This window comes from Microbulbifer sp. CNSA002 (assembly GCF_047324085.1).
In the GTDB taxonomy this organism is placed as follows: domain Bacteria; phylum Pseudomonadota; class Gammaproteobacteria; order Pseudomonadales; family Cellvibrionaceae; genus Microbulbifer.
The window spans coordinates 2,636,278-2,653,488 of sequence record NZ_CP172449.1; the positions used below are offsets into that span (position 1 = coordinate 2,636,278).

Below are 17,211 nucleotides of genomic sequence, written 5' to 3' on the forward strand. Positions count from 1 at the left end.
TAAATTTAAACCCGGTAGATCGCTAAATACAAAGCTTCCCAGTATTGAAGGCAATATTTGCAACTACGAAACTCCATTTCTGTAAAGAATAAGCGCAATGTTCAAAAAATCCGCGACCTCTAAGCAAAGAAGGCTGGAAAACTTCAATGTCTAACCTGGTGGCTTTCCTACTTACTTATTTGGCTGTACTACTTATTTTTGTAACCAGACATAAAGATCTACAGCTCAGTAGTTTTAAGCGCTTACAAAGAATTGCCTGGTGGGTGCTTCCGGTGAGTTCAATTCCTTATGGATTCCTATATGGTTGGGAGGTAGGGATACCCATTTGGCTTTGTGTCGCGATGTTCTGCGCTTTATTACAAGCACTGCTCGCCCCAATCAAACCTAATTGGCTGCTTCGCCATTTTCCGCTGTCAGTAGTGGGCTTGTTGGTATTAGAGCAGGCTCTTCTGACTATCGGATAACTCTATGGCTGCTTCAATAAAAATCAGTTGGCAACAGGTCGCCCTGACCATTGTGCTGAGCATTATCTTGATGTTTTCCAGCACGGTGATGTTGTCGATTTACTGGCCGTCCGCCGAGCCAACAGAACGGATGGCAGCGGGATCTATGTTATCGACACTTTTATGGGTCGGGTATATGAGTATGGGGTTACTCGCCGCCTCCACTTGGCGCGCAGCGGCATACCTACTGTCCCTGTTGCTGGTCATGCTCGGACTAAGCGCTCTTTCTTTTTTATAATTTTCGGTCTAGCCAACTTAAATGCAACAGCGTAGCAATATCCTTTTTTACGAAATTCACTCCTGGATTGGGGTGTTATTTTCTATTCTGCTATTCGTAATTTCCTTTTCCGGCGTGGTCGCACTATTTGGCCACGAGCTGACCCAATGGGAACGCCCCGAGCATCGTATTGCCTTCGATGCTGAAGCGCCTGTGGATGTAGATCAACTGGTCGCTCCGGTACTTGCCGAGGCAAATATCGGTGAGGACAGTTTTTTTATGATCTCAATGCCAGACTACTACCATCCTATGCTGGAAGTGCTCTGGACTAATGCTGAAAGTGAGGAAACCGAGGTACGCCATATAAACCCCAATACCGGTGAAGTACTGCCGCCCAGCGGCTCTGATTTCGCTGAGCTATTGACGTATATGCACACTGATCTACTGTTTCCCAGGCCTTTTGGACGCTACCTGGTTGGACTGATGGGCTTGGTGATGCTGCTCTCCATATTAAGTGGCATCATCATTCACAAGAAAATCTTTAAAGAGATGTTTAAATTCCGAGTGGATCGCAGCAGGCGGCTCAAATGGACAGACCTGCACAAAGTATTAGGGGTCTGGCCGCTACCGTTCCATATAGTGATTGCTTTTACCGGCGCAATACTTGGCCTGAATGGCATTATGATCCAGGTTGCTGCATTTTCTGCTTTTGAAGGTAATGTGGAAGCAGCAGTCGCCTCGGTAGTGGGGGAACATCCTGAGATAACTGGCGAGCCTTTGCTGTCCAATAGCTATAACCAAATGCTGCTGCGCTACCATGACCAAGTGCCTAATGCGAAACCCAAAGCCATTTATGTGGAGGCCTACGGGGATCGCAATCAAGTTGTCCAAGTCTCGGGCCAAACAAACGAGGCGCTGGTGCGCTTTGTAGATGTCAAATACCGCAGTGAAGATGGCGAAGTAGTTAACATCAATAACCCCGTGCAGGACTCAGGTCCGTTTATGCGGGTGTATTTTTCACTGACTCCACTTCACTACGCACTCTACGGTGGCTTCCTGATAAAAGCCCTGTACTTTGTGTTGGGATTGGCATTGTGTTTGATGATGGTAACGGGCACCGTTATCTGGCAGATTCGCAAGGCACAGAGACAGAAGCTTCCCTCTGGTGATATTAATACCCGAGGTTCCGGCTGGTTCCTCAGTTTGCTCACGGTAGGGGTTTGTGCCGGTTTGGTTGTCGCCACCGCGGCCACTTTCTATGCCAATAAGCTGTTACCTCCCGGTGGTGGTGGCGATCAGCGCTTTCACTGGATTGAAATGGTGTATCTCTCTGTATGGGGAGTGGCCATAGCCTGGGCGATGTTGCGCCGCCAGATAAAACCCGCATTAGCAGATCTCTCACTTTGTGCAGGCTTGCTGCTGTGCGGCATCCCGCTGCTGAATGCGCTGGTAACTGGAAATGGTCTGCTGATCCCCTGGAAGTCCGTCACTTTGCCAGTGGTCTTCACTGACTTGGGCGCCCTGGTAATGGGTGTCATTTGCCTCTATTCGAGTAGATATATCTATAGGCAGGTATCCCAGTCAAAGCAGTCTGCAGATATACCCCAAGCTGTTGCCGCCCAATAACGGGCTATTTCCTGCGAGATGGCGAATGCCATCTCGTAAACTCTGTACAGCACTGGAATAGGGCGCTGCAACCTATCCCAACTACACACTTTACCTTCCACTCAATTACTCTCGAAGAAAGTGGTATTTGCTTTCAAGCATTCAGAGGACGCTACTTTTTTCACAACTTACATATGGGATGAATGTGCCGTTGGGCTGGATAAACCCAGAACATTCTTGCCCCCTCCCGAACCGAGACTTTCCTTAACTCCCGTCACCAGGTATGGAAATATCAAAACCATTTAAAATGGCAGAGACCTGATGATAGCCAGCCACGAGAAAGACCAGTTCGGCGGCGCCCTCGTTACCGAAAGCACTCACGGCCATCTCCCAAGTAGCCTTTGGCAGGCGGCCTCCAGCTGCAAGTGATGCGGCGACATCATAAGCAGCGGCTTCCTCAAAAGTTAGGTCTATTGGGCGCTGGCCCGCTGCGATAGTGGCAATTTTGCTCCTTGCCAACTCACTTTTCTCACCAATAACCGTATGGGAGTACAGCTCATAACCCGCTTTAAAATGAGCTGCGGTGATTAGAATCGCAACCTCCCGAGCAGCCTTAGGAAGCGTGGGTTTGTCTGCAATAGCCTTGATATTGTCCCACCAGGGCTTTCCAAACCTGGGATATTGCAGTGCTGGTGCCCAGGGCCCCAGTAAAGCGCCATCCTTGCGCTTCTTGATGAAACCTGTGAAATACCCCTTCATCTCATTACTCATATCTTCGTAAAGAGGTTTCTGTTCTTCGCTGAGCTCTTCTGGTGGGATGGCAGGGATACGCAACTGACACCTCTCTTGTCCAATTGGCGATTCAGATTTATCACACACAAAGATTCTAGCCCGACAGAACGCAAGAATAGGGATGCCTATTTGAAGAGTTGCAATTAAGAGCTAGTTAACTGCCGAACTTTGGCTCAGGAAGCCCCTGAACTCCAAGCCCGTGAACGGCTAAGATACAGCCCGGCTGAGGATGTCGAGCCAGTTCCTCTTTAGTGAGGAATGACTGCTGAGATGTGACAAACAGTGTCTCATAATTATTACCGCCAAAAGCGATACAGGTAGGGCTGCGAATCGGCAGGTCGATCTCTCTATCAAGCCTTCCTTTGGGATCCACTCGCAATATTTTGCCCCCAAGATTCAACGCAAACCAGTAAAACCCCTCCGTATCTACCGTTGCACCGTCGACAATTCCTGGTTGTCGGTCTTCAATGGAGAAGAAAGGGCGCCGGTTACTAATCCGGCCGTCACTGATATCCAGATCGAATACGTAAACCATATGTCCAAAGGTATCCCCGAAATACATTCGCGTATCTTCAGGGTCAAAAGCAATGCCGTTGGCTACAACAAAGCGAAAATCCTTATCGGCCTTTCGGTAGGTTAGATCGGGTTCCAAACAATAGAGATAGGAAGATTTGTCTTTAAAACGCACATCCATGCTACCGCACCAGAAACGCCCATAGCGGTCCACTTTGCCATCATTCAAACGACTGTGGGGCCTACCGGGTTCAGGATTAACGATTGTATCGACACGTCTGTTTTCCAAGTCGATCGCAAAGAAACCTGAGCATCCACCTCCGATCATTCCGCCTCCACGGCGGAAGCCAAAGGAGCCTATTTGTTCAGGCATCTCCCAGGTCTTGCGTTCGCCTGTTTCGATATTGAAACTTCTTATGGATGGAGGCCGGGCATCAGTGGGATCAGGTTCGGGGTTAACGTGATCAGCCCAATAAATAGACTTGTCTTCCGCTGACCAAATCGGTGTCTCACCCAATCCATCATTGCACTCCCATAGGCACTCGATTTCTACCACCGTAAATCCTCCAATATGAAAAGTGCGCATTTACGCCGATGAAGGGAGCGAGTACCTATTGAGTCGTAAGGCTAATTTTGTGATTCCAAGTTAAGAAGGCCGAATAAGAATACCCGGCCCATAAAAACCAATATGGCTTGGCTTGCCACTAAAAGACCATCAAAAACTGAAAGTCCACTCGGGAATCCAATTCAAAGCCCAGGCTTCCATTACCTTATCAAGCCCACTCAAGACCAGTACCCCGAGTAGTAATAGTATAAGACCTAGTACTGTTTTGCCTCCAATCGCGAAAGCCCCAACTGATGGTGACAGTCGAGTATAAATCTGCCTCGATAACCCCCCAGCCACTAAAAGCGCTGCACCGGTACCTAGTCCGAAAGCAAACATCACCATAAATGACTGCCCCAATTGCTGGCCCATGGAAGCCAGTGCTATAGCGGCACCCAGGGTAGGGCCGACACATGGCAGCCAGATGATTCCGGTAAGGAAGCCAATACCAAACTGCCCAGCCCAAGCCCCATCACCGGTAATGCTCGCCCCTACAGTGATTTTTGATAAGCGCAAGGTAAGCCAATCGGAAAGTGGTTTGATCAACAAGACGAGTGCAACCGCCACTAACATTATCGCGGCAATATAGCGGAAGAGTTCTGGGTCTAATCCTAAGGAGACCAATAGAAAGCTCAGCACAGTACCAGCTAATGCAAATGACAAGCTCAGCCCAATCGCCAACGCGTACGGCCCCCAGCGCCCGGCACTATTAGAAGCCCCGACAACCATTGGCACCAATGGCCAAACGCAGGGAGAGAGAATACTGAGAGTACCCGCTATCAAAGCCAGGGGGATGGCGCTAAGCTCAAGCATTGTCAGTGCAAGCCTTAACTGAATCGAAGATATTATGCTGAATTACATCGGCACGAGTTTCGGCAACACTGAACCACACCTGTTGCTCTCCATTAAACAGTAGTAGCGTTGATTGCCGAGGAGCGCGGAAGTGCTTAACCCACTTTTTCTGGGAGTCGAAATTCACATTCAGGATCGTAAGGCCACACTGGGCATTGTCCCTCTGAAACTGCGCCAGAATCTCGCCCTGCTTTTTACAGGTTGGGCACCAATCTGCTCTCACATCAATCAAAATGGGTCGTTTGGCGGCTTGTAACTCCTTGAATCGTTCTTCGGAAAATGGCTCTGATGCTAGAGCGAATGGCATAGAAAAAACTAATGTAGCGGCGATCAAGGTGCGAAGAGCTAAGCGGATAAATTTCATACAATCCATATCCTTAGTGGCAGGGTATAAGCCCCAATTTGAAGAGAGTCTGTTTAGATACCCATCTTGGTCGTATTGGAGTGCAATTTCTTACAGTAAGGCTAAGAGGATTTGTTTGACTAGGAACCCTGGGGCGATTCTCTGTGTATTCAGGAACGAAGAAGGCTAACTGGAGGAGGGCGATGGCCTCATTGTCATAAAGTAACAACCAGGTGAAGTTGGAGCCTCCAAAGAACTTATAAGATCTGTGGGAGTCCTACCTGTTATCGCACTAATCACAGAGTTTTTCGGAAAAGGATTTTGGCCAGGTCTATTGAGATATGGTCTACGAAGTAGATGGATTTTAATACGACGACACCTTCACTCTCCAACATCAAAACCACCCAAAATTGGCGCTTTGCAGTGTCAGTACTTATTGCTATTGGAACCCATATAGCACTGATAGTTGTTCCAGTATCAATAGCTCCAGGTCCAACTCCTAGAACCAACACGTCGCTAGAAGTCAAATTACTGGCCCCATTTACTCCTCTGCCTTCTACGTCTCCGCCAACTGCTGAAGAACCGAGCGTAGTATCAGAGCAGGATACCGCTCCGACAGATGTAGTAACCGTTACTAGCCCGCCAATACCTGATAGTTTGAATAATGTGAAGCCAACCAAAATAGAAGAGCCACCACCCAAATTGGAAGGAGCATTAGAGGCAAGGCCCCATTCCGAGGATTTCCCAATTGCGCCAAGGTCAGGGCGACAACCGACTGTATTCAATCCCGTACTCGAGAGAAAAATAGCCAGGGAACGCAACAAAGTCCGTCGATATCAGCCTACAGAAAACAGATACCAGACCTCGACAGGAACCTTTGTTCAAGTTGGAGACCGTTGTTTTGATGTTAAAGAGCTACCTGCTACAAATACAGATAGTGATCTAAACCCATGGTTTGGTGCGAAGTGTCCAGATAATTCCAGATCACAAGCAGAAATCGATCGATTGGCTGAGAAATATGGGATTCCATGAAGCTGCTGGAGTAACTTTTTATAAATGAAAGGGTACCCAACCTTCACCAGTTGTCTTGAAACATGTAGTTATCAACTCAACTGGTGAAAGTCTTACACCTTTACTTTCTTCCCTAAACGGTTAGTGAGCCTTACCGCCTGAACGTTCAAATCCAGCGTAAGGGTGGTATAGAGTTGATTGCAGGCCTGAGTGACGCTCCCGAAGATCTTGTGGCATATCTCCCAGGTGGACTAAGCGAGTCGGTTCAGCAGCCGCTATCCAACGATCGGCAAAGTTGTCCCACGAGTCAATATGCTTATGAGCGGATTTGGAATCCTTGAAATGCTCATAGATAAGCACGTTTCCATCATCGGTTACGTAATACTGGTAGTTCAGGGTTCCACCTTCTTTCTTAGTTGCTGCGACCATCTCATTCACAACAGCTTTGAACTCCGCTTCATGTCCCTTTCTTATCTTTCCCTCGATAATCCAACCTACGTTGTTAAACATGCTTGCTACCTCACTACCGAAAGTATCGTTTAACCATATACACCGGAATAGCTTAAAGTACTACCCACGGCGCTTAAGTGGTGTGTTGAATTGTAGATGGTTTTTGGGGAAGCACATTCAATCACAGGTATGAAGAAAATTTAATAAGCTAAAGCAGACTACAGGCTTCTGGTCAGAACGTGACAGTCAACTAAGTAGCACTACAATATATCGAGCTTACCTGGTAACTGTGTATTGCCCATGGCTTATTCTGGATAACCTAAAGTTAATAGTATATTTATGACCGTGAACAAGTGAGCGGGTAGGGTCAATTACAACTTATTCAGATTAAGAAAGATAATGGATAACCCCTTTGCTAATCTCATACACAATATATTCTAATTTCACTTGGCTCAAAATCTGGCAGCCACACTAACTAATTCGAATTAAGGCTGTAATAGAGATACTATGACAAAGCCAATAACTACAAAACTCGGAAATTGTCTTGTCAGTATCTTCAGAGGAATTAGCCAGGTCATCCTACAAAGAAACGCCTTGAGTGGCTTTCTATTCATACTCGGAGTAACAGTTAACTCTATTACCATGGCTATAGGGGTCGTAATTGGGGTTATCACCGCAACTGCCTGTGCAAATATCCTTAATTATCCCGTAAAACAAATTGAGGATGGACTATTTGGGTACAATGGAGCTTTGATCGGTGTAGTCATATTCTTATTATATGCTCCATCCCTAATGACTTTTTTATTGATTGTCGGTGGAAGTGCTTTAACAGTCTTAATCATGCGCTTTATGCTGCTTCACTTTATCCTTCCGCCTTATACTGCACCCTACATTCTGGTGATATGGGCTATATGGATATTGGCTCCAGCACTAGATCTAGCGCCAACTGCAGCATTCATTAACGAAAACACCTCAACCTGGGGGATATTCGAAGGTATTGGTCAAATTATCTTTCAGAACAATGCCATTACAGGTATTTGTTTTTTAATTGGGATTTTTATCTCGAATAAATCTCATGCGTGTTGGAGTATTATTGGTGGAATGCTGGCCACATCACTGGCCATGTTCCTGGCCTTATCACCCACATTAATTCTTGCCGGGCTCTTCGGTTACAATGCATCTTTGAGCGCTATTGCATTATCAAATGGTCGTAAGCGATGGCTAGCCCCAATTGCAGGGAGCATATTAACCGTTCCAATCGCAATGGCTTTTATGAGCGCTGATATTATTGTATTAACCGCACCATTTGTTATCGCTAGCTGGATTATATTGTTGATCCAAAGAAAACTTACATTAACTCATTAATCCAGCCCATTAGAGAAAACACTAGCTCGTGATAGATTCGGTAAGTACAGCTTCCATTTGGCAAATTGATTGAGTCCAACTGGCTTTTGCCAGTTTTGCGTAGTCAGTGTTGAGAAGCGTATGTGTCAGAGTAACGATGGTACCAAGCTCACTGCCCCTGAAAACAACTTCGACCAAAGATGCATTCTCTTGCGGCTCGGTACTGTTTGGCAGATTAAGATTGCAATGCTCGTGGACTTCAAAAACTAATCGCTTTGGCCTGTCAACGCTGCGATACACACCAGACATAATACAGGAACTGCCGCTTGGAGCAGTCATCTCAAAAGCAAAGCACCCACCAACCTTGGCAGTGAGGTTGAGTACACGTGTCGTGAAATTGTCAGGCCCCCACCATTTTTCAACCATGTTGGGTATGATCCAGGCATCGAAGACCTTCTCTGGCATTGCCCGGACTGTATAAGAGATAGGTTCGATTTGAACATCCTTTTGATAAGTAAAATCGATCACTGTTGCACCTTATTCTTTTAAGTAATGGGGTTCCAGTAGCCTGTTAACACTGAAACATTTTATCTTTGCCCTATAACACCATTTAATCGACTCCACCTGATTCTATGATCATAGTAGGGAGCCAAACCAGCGCTTGCAGACGCTCTAGAGCATATCCATTATCGTTGAGGCGGCAAGGCTAATCGAATGATTGAATGAGCGGTTTCCAAGTAACCTTAAGCTGCTTTTAATACGTAGCTACACCCAGTAGCCATTGCCTAACAATTTTTCACCGATATACTTATTCAGATGGAAGAAAATCACGACAACCTGAATACTGTTTTCCAAGCTCTGGCTGATCCAACACGACGCGCTGTCATTCAGCATTTGATAAGCGGACCAGCGTCGGTCACCGAGCTCGCAGAACCATTTGAGATGGCACTCCCTTCGTTCATGAAGCATATTGGTGTGCTGGAGGATGCGGGCTTGATTCGCTCCAAGAAAACCGGTCGCGTGCGAACCTGTGAGATAAAACCCAAGCAACTGACAGCGGCACAAAAATGGATCAATACACAAACGGCCATATGGGAAGGCCGGATGGCTCGGATGGCGAGCTATGTCGAAACGCTCGACGCAGAAGAGCAGGATGACTTAGTGCAAAAGGGGTAGATGCCCCAACAATACGGATCCCATAGGCATAAGCCAATTTCTCGCCCTCCATCCCACCTAGCACTGAAGCTTTAACCGCGCGGAGCCTTTCGCGGGTTATCCATTGACCTAACAATTACTGTTAACTATAGTTATCCAAAAAGCTAACTATAGTTATTTTTTGCACTCGGCTGTTCACGCTTTGCAAACATCGCAGAGGGATTCGCATGAGCCAAGATTTATCCCACGACACCATATCGATCAGTAGAAGGATCAAAGCACCGAGAGAGCGGGTATTTTCCGCATGGGAAGACCCGCAAGCCCGCTCGATATGGGGGCCTCCCTCTGAAGATGAATCAATCGAATTTCTCGAAAACGACTTTCGCGAAGGAGGCCTAGACGTACATCTATGCGGTCAAAAAAGCGATCTGCGATTCCGGGTTGAAACACACTATTACGAAATCAGAAGACCGCAGCGGCTGTTGTTCACCGAACGAGTAACTATGGATAGCTCTTCACTGAGTGTCTCTTTGGTTAGCGTGGAGATCAGAAAAATTGGAAGCGTGACAGAGCTTGAGGTAACGATACAAATCGCGTCCCTGGCTGGCTCGGGAATGATCGAGGGAACTCGCAATGGGTGGCAGCGGGCCCTTTCTAATCTGACTGCTTACTTGGAAGCAAGAAAAGTAGAAGCCGAATAGAGAAGGGCAATATTATTTCTCTTCGGGCTTCAATAGCCATTGAGTAACAGTCCAAGTACACCCGCAGCATCATTTGGACCAATAGAGCCAACAGGGAAGAACTTGTGCGAAAAATAATTGTAAACACGTTTATTAGCCTGGATGGTGTGATGCAGGCCCCTGGCGGCCCGGAAGAGGACTCTTCAGGGGGCTTTGAACTTGGTGGATGGGTAGCTTCCTATTTTGATGAAGGTGTTGGTCAATTCATGGGCAATGTGTTCGCAGCGCCATTTGAGTTACTACTTGGCCATCGGACTCACAATATTTTCGCTGCACATTGGCCAAAAGTTGCTGCTGACCCTCCGCCTGAGGGTGTTGATGAAAGTGAAATCCAGCTGGCCAAAAAAATCGACGGTACAACACGATACGTGGCTTCTCGCACGAAACCTGAGTTTACCTGGGAAGGCAGCGAGTGGCTGGGGGATGACCCAATCTCGAGGCTTCGTGCAATCAAGGCTAGCAATGGCCCTGACTTGTTGGTTCCAGGCAGTGCTGACTTTATTCAAACTCTACTCAAAGCGGACTTAATTGATCAGTTTAAATTACTGATTTTTCCTTTGGTCCTGGGTAACGGGAAACGTCTTTTCGGTTCAGGTGTGCTCCCTACAGCGTTCCATGTACAGCAAGCCATGACGACAGATAGCGGTGTAATTTGTGTGACCTATATTCGAGGCGGAAGTATTACGACTGGAGATTTCTCCCTTCAACGAGATATCTCGTAAGCACTGGACTCCACTGGAAGCTTCAACCAGGCGGTCGTCGCCAATCACGCTGTTTTTAACAGCCCTAGAGTCAAACCTGAATGGCCATGATTTCAAATATCGAGGACTTTTTCGCGAAAGGTTGCGGGCGCTGCGAACGTTTCGCAACACCCCTGTGCTCTGTCCGAAAATGGGAGTCCGGCCTGATCGAACTACGCCGTATATGTATAAGTATGGATCTGGAAGAAGTGGTGAAATGGGGCCACCCCTGTTACACATTCGCCGGACGAAACATCGTTATTTTAGGGGCGTTTCGAGAAGCATTCGTCATCAGCTTCATGAATGCAGCACTCTTGAAAGATCCCGAAGGCCTCCTTCAAAAGCGCGGCGCCAATACGCAGCACGCTCATGAGATCCTCCTGAAAGCGAATGAACAGGTGAAAAAGCTCGAAGCGGTCATACGAGGCTATATCGAAGAAGCGAAGGGTTATGCCGAGGCGGGCATTAAGCCACCAATAGTAAAACGTGATATCGAGATCCCCCATGAACTGGTGGAAGCCATGGATGCCGACCCTCAGCTTGCAGAAGCGTTTCATGCCCTAACACCGGGGCGGCAGCGTAGCTATGCCTTCAACCTAAATTCAGCAAAGAAATCGTCTACACGAGTTTCGAGAATAAAGAAATTCCGCGACAAGATAATCGCCGGTAAAGGCGCTATGGAGCGATAGAAGGGGAACATAGCAACGCAGCAATAAGATGCGAAGCGTACGTTCATAATGCCGAAGAGGGCAATTGAGATAGAACTGTTTTACGTGCTGGAAGGCACCGTAAGGTTTCTGGTGAGTGATCGGTGGCTCGATACCCAAAAAGGCGCTTTCATTTTCATCCCGCCTGGCGTGCGCCATGACTTTGAAAACCGCAGTGATCAGCGCGCCGGTGTTCTCAACGTTTACATTGGTGGGCCGTTTGAGGCAAACATGCCCAAAATCATGGAATGGTTCACTGAGCACCCGCCGGAGGACGCTATCTGACTAAAAACACCAGAGACTTTCTTCAAAGCCAGTAATCAAACAACCCAAAGCAATAGGAGAATCAATATGACCGAACTCGTTACCTGTCTGTGGTTCGACCATGGCGAAGCAAAGAAAGCGGCGGAATTCTATGCAGCAACTTTTCCTAACAGCCATGTCGACCGCGTTAATGCGGCCGCCGCCGACTACCCCGGCGGCCATGAGGGCAGTGAGCTAACCGTTGAATTGACTGTCCTTGGGCGCAAGTTTATAGGTCTGAATGGCGGTCCAAATCTAACTCCGAATGAATCGGTCAGTTTCATGGTTATCACCGAAAACCAGGAGGAAACTGACCGTTACTGGAATGCGATTGTGGATAACGGTGGGCAAGAAAGCGCCTGCGGTTGGTGTAAGGATCGCTGGGGCCATTCGTGGCAAATTACGCCAAAACTGCTACTCGATCTTACAACGAACCCCGACCGTGACAAGGCGAAACGTGCCTTCACCGCGATGATGACCATGAGAAAGATCGATATTGCGACAATTCAAGCTGCTACAAATTCGGTTTGAAGTAACAGATAGATATCGCGAAAGAGTATTTGAACTACGCATGGCCAAACCGCCTCGGAAGCCCAGAGCTACTAGCGCAAGGCCCTAACAAGCTGAGTGACACTGCCCTCATCAAGCTCAGTCCCAACAGACAATGCAAGAGACAAATATATGAGGATCAGATTTTGAGACGGTTAGTGGTTTGGAATGTGATGTCATTGGACGGCTGCTTTGAAGGCACCACCCCATGGTCATTGGACCATCACGCAACAGTGTGGGGCGATGAATTAGAAGCCTTCTCTCTTCAACAGGGCGATGAAATCGGCACCTTGCTATTCGGATGTCGCACCTATAAAGGGATGGCCGATTATTGGCAAAACGAAACAGGATCGATTGCGGACATGATGAACTCGCTTGAAAAAGCCGTCATCTCTCGCACGCTAGAAACCGCCAATTGGTCAAATACTCGTCTACTGAAAGGCGAGGCGGCCGAACATGTTCGCGCGCTGAAAAAAGAGACCGGGAAGAGGGATATCTTTGTATTTGGTAGTTCCAATCTTGTAGCTACTCTGCTCAGAGAAGGTCTAGTAGACGAGTACCGGATATGCCTAGCACCTATCGTACTAGGAGCTGGCTCACCTCTCTTCAAGCCTGACGGTATCCAGAAAAATTTTGAGCTGATGCGGGCAGATACCCTTGAAACGGGCGGAGTAGTCCTTCGCTACAAGTGCCTATAAAAGGGCGGAATGTGATTGCAACCAGCTGCTAGGCATGGTTTGTATCATTAACCTAAAAGAGTCTATAGGAAGAGGGTCATGATGAAGTTCCAACTTCTTCGATTGCCACTTGATCTGGATAGAAGGCAATACGCCCGTTGATCACCCCGGCAAAGTCAAAAGCAGCTTCATAGGCCCATGCAATAGCTTCTCCGCTATCATCGATTGAGAAGTAGCTGGCATCTCCTTTCAGTGGGCAATAGCTTGTCTTTCCCTCTATAAGGGAGAGGGGAGCGAGAACATCTTCTTTTGGGAAATAGAATACGGGGTCGAGCATATCTTTTGCGAGTTCTGTAACTCTCAAAGCATTACTACTCTCGGCAATCACCTTGCCACCACGACGCACACGCACTGTCCTAGGCACAATCTTGGCGCGCATAAGGTGTCGGGGTTCTTTCGGGTTGTGGATTGTGTTACTAGCCATCGTAACTTCTGGATAGGGCATTGATCTTTCCTTTCAAGGTATTAGCGATTAGCGGGCCGCATTTATCCAAATAGAGATACACACTTATAAGCGTAAGCGAACAGCGAGCCTTCATGTCCCCTCACTTGGACTCAATAGTTAGCGCTGATACGACCTTCGATGCATAAATTGTGGACGATTGCCGCCGAATTACGAACTTTCCAGATCCCGTTGAAACAATAGGGTTGGCATGGTCACAACTGATTTTGATGGTAACAACTGCATCGCACGCGTTAGCCAACTCCCTAAAGTACCTCTCCAATTCCAGCGATAAAATCCTAGGTAGTAACAGTGTAAATTGTTACCGTGTACTCGGCGTACGGGAAGTGGTGACCAGTATCAACCAATCCTTCACCACTCACGCATTGGCCCGAGCATCTACACCCCAAATATAGAAATCCTTGGGCCCTGGGGACAGTTCTCTGATTTCGGGATAGGACCCCAAATTGCATGAAACGTAATCGTCTCTATTAATTCGACTGCCCCCTGGGTTTTCCTTTAATGATTAAGTAGGCTTGGGTGTACTTTTCGTTTACCTACCATTCCTGTTATAACTCTCCCAACTTCCTGCTCAGAGGGTAATTGTGCTACGTCATACGCAAACCATGCCACTGAGTCCGCATTTTCCACCGCTTTCACCTCAGTGAGCTCTGCCATAAGAGTTGCCGCTGCATCTTGTCCGCGTAACTGATTGAATGCCTGCTGTACAACAAGCTTGAATGCTTGTTCATGGGTTTTACCACTGTCCTGATGGAACTTCATCCATATAGCGCCACCTTCACTAATAGCTTTATCCAATTTATCCGCGATGCCTTCATCATTGAAATATTTATGATCCACGGTTTGCGCATATTTATGTGTTCCTTCATGGATCAGAGTAACAATGCAGAATACCTCACCTTTCTCCCAAATTTTACTAAAACTCAAGCAGATAGGGTTTTGATTGGGCTTCATAAAGCTCCCCCCCTTAAGTTGCCCTCCACCAGCCCATGACAACTTACAGAAGTTTGAAATTGATCTGCCCCAACTTTCCGTAAAGGGCACAAACACAAACCCGGCCGCATTTTTCGAAGGGTCCTCAATACCAAATGGATATCCTATCGTCGATATGGTAGAGCATTGAACCTTACACAAGGTGGGCATCATTTTTACATCCGCACACTCCACATCACCACTCAAGCCTATCTGGGTTTTACTGAGTTTTTGAAGTATCGCATTTACGCAATTTGAATATCTTTGTGGCGGGCAATCCATAGGAAGGCCGAAGTAGTAGGAGACTAAATTTTTAAACTTATCAGGAACCTTATCAGGGTATGTAATCGCTACAGTGCACATATCTATCGCTCGTTTTAAGATAGTCTGTGCTTCATCCAGCCAGTTTTCGAGTGATTTTTTGACCTTCGTTTGAAAAAGTATCGGCGAATTATCCTCTACCAACACGGTAAAACTCACTTCCCGGTTGATACTGCGGCTCACTATTTTTGTCATAATTATTCTCCTGCCTTTTCCTGCTACTTTCAGCGATGGAATCCACTGTTTTTGCTCTGATGCCAAACCAGAGCAAAATAGAATATATAATATTACTTAGCACGACTGTACATTAATATTCTTGAAATCATTCAGGAATAGCACTTCTTAACAATCCACCTCGGATTAAAATTTCCTAATGTGTCTTGCAATAATTCTTCTGGAAATTACTCATAGATTAATATTGCGGAGGGATTGAGGCAGTTCGCAGTATTTTGAGTTACTTTAACTGATTTTTACTGATTTTTAACTGGGCTAGTAATTACTGAACGTCGGCCACTACGAAACCCTGCCTAATCCAGCCCAATTAAGATGTGGTATTGATAAATCAATTTGCTGCAATGATCTGACTGACATAAAAAATCTCAATTTATCAATAAGTTAAACTGTTTCGTCCAATATTCCCCTAGGCTGCACTTACTAAAAAGGGAGAAGGAAAGATACACAGCGCATGGGACCCTATGAGGCATGGGTGCCGATTAGGAGCTTACAAGGATGTATTCTCAGCGTGTCTCGAGTGCGATGTATTCTTTCCTTCCACCCCAGTAGTAACTAACTGACCATTCAAACTAGGGCAGTCGCTTATAGGAATAAGCTTTTCCACCTTGACGAAGAATAAACGAGCGGGCAGGGCTCGTATCGCCCTCCTCAAACTCTATAGTCAACCCTGGAACCATCTTCGATGCATAGATTGTGGACGATTGCGGTCGAATTACGAATTCTCCATATTCCGCTGAAACTATAAGACCTGTATAGCCGCGGCTGATTTCGACAATATCATCTGTTCCGTGCCCATAGCGGCCGACACCTCTCAAAAGCACCTCCTCTGGTAAAGTGATGAAATCTGGGACAGGGACAATCTTAGTAGATACCGTCTGCTCGGGGTTCAAGAAGTGATGGCCAATATCATCCAGACCTTCACCGCTGGCAGTATCTGCCAAGGCAACAACACCCGCTCTCCGCGCTGGGTTAAAACCCATAAATGTACGCGATCCATCACTGCTGCCATTGGACCAATAGTAAGTCTCTCCATTGGTGGTTGTCCTGCGCCAACCCAGGGCCATACGAGTGATTTCACTGCCTCCCGGCCTATCAATTGACAGCATTAGTCGCGATGCTGCAACCAAATCCTTAGGGCCTCGACCGTTGATAAACAAGTCGAGAAGTGTGAGGAGATCTCTGGCTGTAGATCGTAAACCGCCAGCCGGCGAGAGCACCCCATCGCTTGTTGGGCCGATCGGGCTGAGATAGAAGTCATGGCCTTGAGCTCGCCGAGCAGACTTCTTGGGATCATCCTCTAAAGTGGTATCACTTAGCCCTAAAGGTCCCGTCACACGCTCTCGCAGTATCGTTGCAAAAGAGCGGCCTTCCTTCAAAGCAAGTCCTTGACCTAAGAGCCCAAAAGCCAGGTTTGAATAGCTGAATTGAGTACCCGGGCTAGCTTTCAGATGATAGCTTGGCAAGCCACCATAGAGCTGCTCAAAGGAGTAACCAGCGTACTTATTGGGCGCATCGGGCGCCGATGCAGCAAGATTATTTGGTCTTAGAGGAAGAGAAGCAGCATGGGTAGCCAGGTCGGCGAGAGTGATTTGTTGCCCTTCAAAAGTTGGAGCTTTTACACCGGCTGGTACGTAATCCTGGAGAGGATCATCGAGTTTCACTCTCTTATGTACAACTTCAACAGCCAATAGTAAGGCCGTAAATATCTTAGTTAACGACGCAATTTCAAAAATCGTATCGCCCCCTAGTTGATAAGTATCCTTGGCTCCAGGCACTCGGACAGTAAAAATTCGACGACCAGAAAAATTTAGGGTACCTGCAACTGCTGCATGTGCCGCGTGTTGCTTAAGAATACGATGGCGAATGAGACGTTGAAGCTCATCATCATCATTCACCGGTTGACTTGATAAAGCATCTAAAGCGATGAGTGGTCGAGGGACAGCAAATACAGAGGTAGCCCCAAGAAATAATTTTGCGAAATCACGTCGTTCCATGGCAATCAACACCTATTCAAAAACTTTCCAGAGTTTAGTTGGTAAACTTTGACTATCAGAAA

The 17,211-nt window shown here is 47.0% G+C and carries 21 protein-coding genes; 12 read left to right on the forward strand and 9 right to left on the reverse strand.

The annotated features are described in order from the left end of the window. Positions 1-146: 146 nt before the first annotated feature. Genes ACG1BZ_RS11840 through ACG1BZ_RS11850 form a run of 3 tightly spaced genes read left to right on the forward strand, consistent with a single transcriptional unit; the run spans position 147 to position 2,346 of the window. Entirely contained in the window at positions 147-464 is a 318-nt protein-coding gene (locus ACG1BZ_RS11840; RefSeq protein WP_413661967.1) for a hypothetical protein, read from the forward strand. A 4-nt stretch (positions 465-468) separates the two neighbouring features. Then, a complete protein-coding gene (locus ACG1BZ_RS11845; protein ID WP_108733205.1) occupies positions 469-741 on the forward strand; it encodes a hypothetical protein in 273 nt (90 codons plus the stop codon). 21 nt (positions 742-762) lie between these two features. Continuing rightward, positions 763-2,346 (forward strand): PepSY-associated TM helix domain-containing protein, encoded by a 1,584-nt coding sequence (locus ACG1BZ_RS11850; protein ID WP_413661968.1) that lies wholly within the window; start codon positions 763-765, stop codon positions 2,344-2,346. 243 nt (positions 2,347-2,589) lie between these two features. Here ACG1BZ_RS11850 and ACG1BZ_RS11855 read toward each other — a convergent pair whose 3' ends face one another. From ACG1BZ_RS11855 to ACG1BZ_RS11870, 4 genes are all read right to left on the reverse strand, one after another. Beyond that, positions 2,590-3,159 (reverse strand): carboxymuconolactone decarboxylase family protein, encoded by a 570-nt coding sequence (locus tag ACG1BZ_RS11855; protein ID WP_413661969.1) that lies wholly within the window; start codon positions 3,157-3,159, stop codon positions 2,590-2,592. Positions 3,160-3,271: 112 nt separating this feature from the next. Then, positions 3,272-4,216 (reverse strand): SMP-30/gluconolactonase/LRE family protein, encoded by a 945-nt coding sequence (locus ACG1BZ_RS11860; RefSeq protein WP_413661970.1) that lies wholly within the window; start codon positions 4,214-4,216, stop codon positions 3,272-3,274. Between the two features lie 129 nt (positions 4,217-4,345). After that, complete coding sequence (locus tag ACG1BZ_RS11865; protein WP_413661971.1) at positions 4,346-5,047, reverse strand: cytochrome c biogenesis CcdA family protein; 702 nt, start codon at positions 5,045-5,047, stop codon at positions 4,346-4,348. Next, positions 5,040-5,450 (reverse strand): thioredoxin family protein, encoded by a 411-nt coding sequence (locus tag ACG1BZ_RS11870; protein WP_413661972.1) that lies wholly within the window; start codon positions 5,448-5,450, stop codon positions 5,040-5,042. Before ACG1BZ_RS11870 ends, ACG1BZ_RS11865 begins: the two co-directional genes overlap by 8 nt. A gap of 336 nt (positions 5,451-5,786) precedes the next feature. On the opposite strand from ACG1BZ_RS11870, the gene ACG1BZ_RS11875 reads away from it, so the two are divergent. After that, positions 5,787-6,461, forward strand: coding sequence for a hypothetical protein (locus tag ACG1BZ_RS11875; RefSeq protein ID WP_413661973.1), 675 nt, complete (start codon positions 5,787-5,789; stop codon positions 6,459-6,461). A gap of 120 nt (positions 6,462-6,581) precedes the next feature. On the opposite strand, the gene ACG1BZ_RS11880 is transcribed toward ACG1BZ_RS11875, so the two are convergent. Next, complete coding sequence (locus ACG1BZ_RS11880) at positions 6,582-6,950, reverse strand: putative quinol monooxygenase (protein ID WP_108733199.1); 369 nt, start codon at positions 6,948-6,950, stop codon at positions 6,582-6,584. A 447-nt stretch (positions 6,951-7,397) separates the two neighbouring features. On the opposite strand from ACG1BZ_RS11880, the gene ACG1BZ_RS11885 reads away from it, so the two are divergent. Beyond that, positions 7,398-8,255, forward strand: a complete 858-nt coding sequence (locus ACG1BZ_RS11885) for an urea transporter (RefSeq protein WP_413661974.1) — start codon at positions 7,398-7,400, stop codon at positions 8,253-8,255. 21 nt (positions 8,256-8,276) lie between these two features. Here ACG1BZ_RS11885 and ACG1BZ_RS11890 read toward each other — a convergent pair whose 3' ends face one another. Further along, on the reverse strand, positions 8,277-8,762 hold the full coding sequence (locus ACG1BZ_RS11890; RefSeq protein WP_413661975.1) for an SRPBCC family protein: 486 nt from the start codon (positions 8,760-8,762) through the stop codon (positions 8,277-8,279). 288 nt (positions 8,763-9,050) lie between these two features. Between ACG1BZ_RS11890 and ACG1BZ_RS11895 the strand changes: the two genes are divergently transcribed. From ACG1BZ_RS11895 to ACG1BZ_RS11925, 7 genes are all read left to right on the forward strand, one after another. After that, the gene (locus tag ACG1BZ_RS11895; protein ID WP_413661976.1) at positions 9,051-9,410 is read left to right on the forward strand and encodes an ArsR/SmtB family transcription factor; all 360 of its coding nucleotides are present in this window, start codon (positions 9,051-9,053) and stop codon (positions 9,408-9,410) included. 206 nt (positions 9,411-9,616) lie between these two features. Next, entirely contained in the window at positions 9,617-10,090 is a 474-nt protein-coding gene (locus ACG1BZ_RS11900; protein WP_413661977.1) for an SRPBCC domain-containing protein, read from the forward strand. Between the two features lie 104 nt (positions 10,091-10,194). After that, positions 10,195-10,851: a dihydrofolate reductase family protein gene (locus tag ACG1BZ_RS11905; RefSeq protein ID WP_413661978.1), complete on the forward strand. Its 657-nt coding sequence runs from the start codon at positions 10,195-10,197 to the stop codon at positions 10,849-10,851. A 212-nt stretch (positions 10,852-11,063) separates the two neighbouring features. After that, on the forward strand, positions 11,064-11,558 hold the full coding sequence (locus tag ACG1BZ_RS11910) for a YdeI/OmpD-associated family protein (protein ID WP_413661979.1): 495 nt from the start codon (positions 11,064-11,066) through the stop codon (positions 11,556-11,558). Positions 11,559-11,606: 48 nt separating this feature from the next. Next, positions 11,607-11,861: a cupin domain-containing protein gene (locus tag ACG1BZ_RS11915; protein ID WP_413661980.1), complete on the forward strand. Its 255-nt coding sequence runs from the start codon at positions 11,607-11,609 to the stop codon at positions 11,859-11,861. A gap of 66 nt (positions 11,862-11,927) precedes the next feature. Continuing rightward, positions 11,928-12,410 (forward strand): VOC family protein, encoded by a 483-nt coding sequence (locus ACG1BZ_RS11920; RefSeq protein ID WP_413661981.1) that lies wholly within the window; start codon positions 11,928-11,930, stop codon positions 12,408-12,410. 164 nt (positions 12,411-12,574) lie between these two features. Next, positions 12,575-13,126 carry a dihydrofolate reductase family protein gene (locus ACG1BZ_RS11925; protein WP_413661982.1) on the forward strand — a complete coding sequence of 184 codons (552 nt, stop codon included), beginning with the start codon at positions 12,575-12,577 and terminating at the stop codon, positions 13,124-13,126. Between the two features lie 76 nt (positions 13,127-13,202). On the opposite strand, the gene ACG1BZ_RS11930 is transcribed toward ACG1BZ_RS11925, so the two are convergent. The 3 genes from ACG1BZ_RS11930 to ACG1BZ_RS11940 form a co-directional block, all read right to left on the reverse strand. Beyond that, entirely contained in the window at positions 13,203-13,610 is a 408-nt protein-coding gene (locus ACG1BZ_RS11930) for a DUF427 domain-containing protein (protein ID WP_413661983.1), read from the reverse strand. A 516-nt stretch (positions 13,611-14,126) separates the two neighbouring features. Continuing rightward, the gene (locus ACG1BZ_RS11935) at positions 14,127-15,116 is read right to left on the reverse strand and encodes a hypothetical protein (protein WP_413661984.1); all 990 of its coding nucleotides are present in this window, start codon (positions 15,114-15,116) and stop codon (positions 14,127-14,129) included. Positions 15,117-15,724: 608 nt separating this feature from the next. Continuing rightward, positions 15,725-17,149: a serine hydrolase domain-containing protein gene (locus ACG1BZ_RS11940; protein ID WP_413661985.1), complete on the reverse strand. Its 1,425-nt coding sequence runs from the start codon at positions 17,147-17,149 to the stop codon at positions 15,725-15,727. Positions 17,150-17,211: the final 62 nt, after the last annotated feature.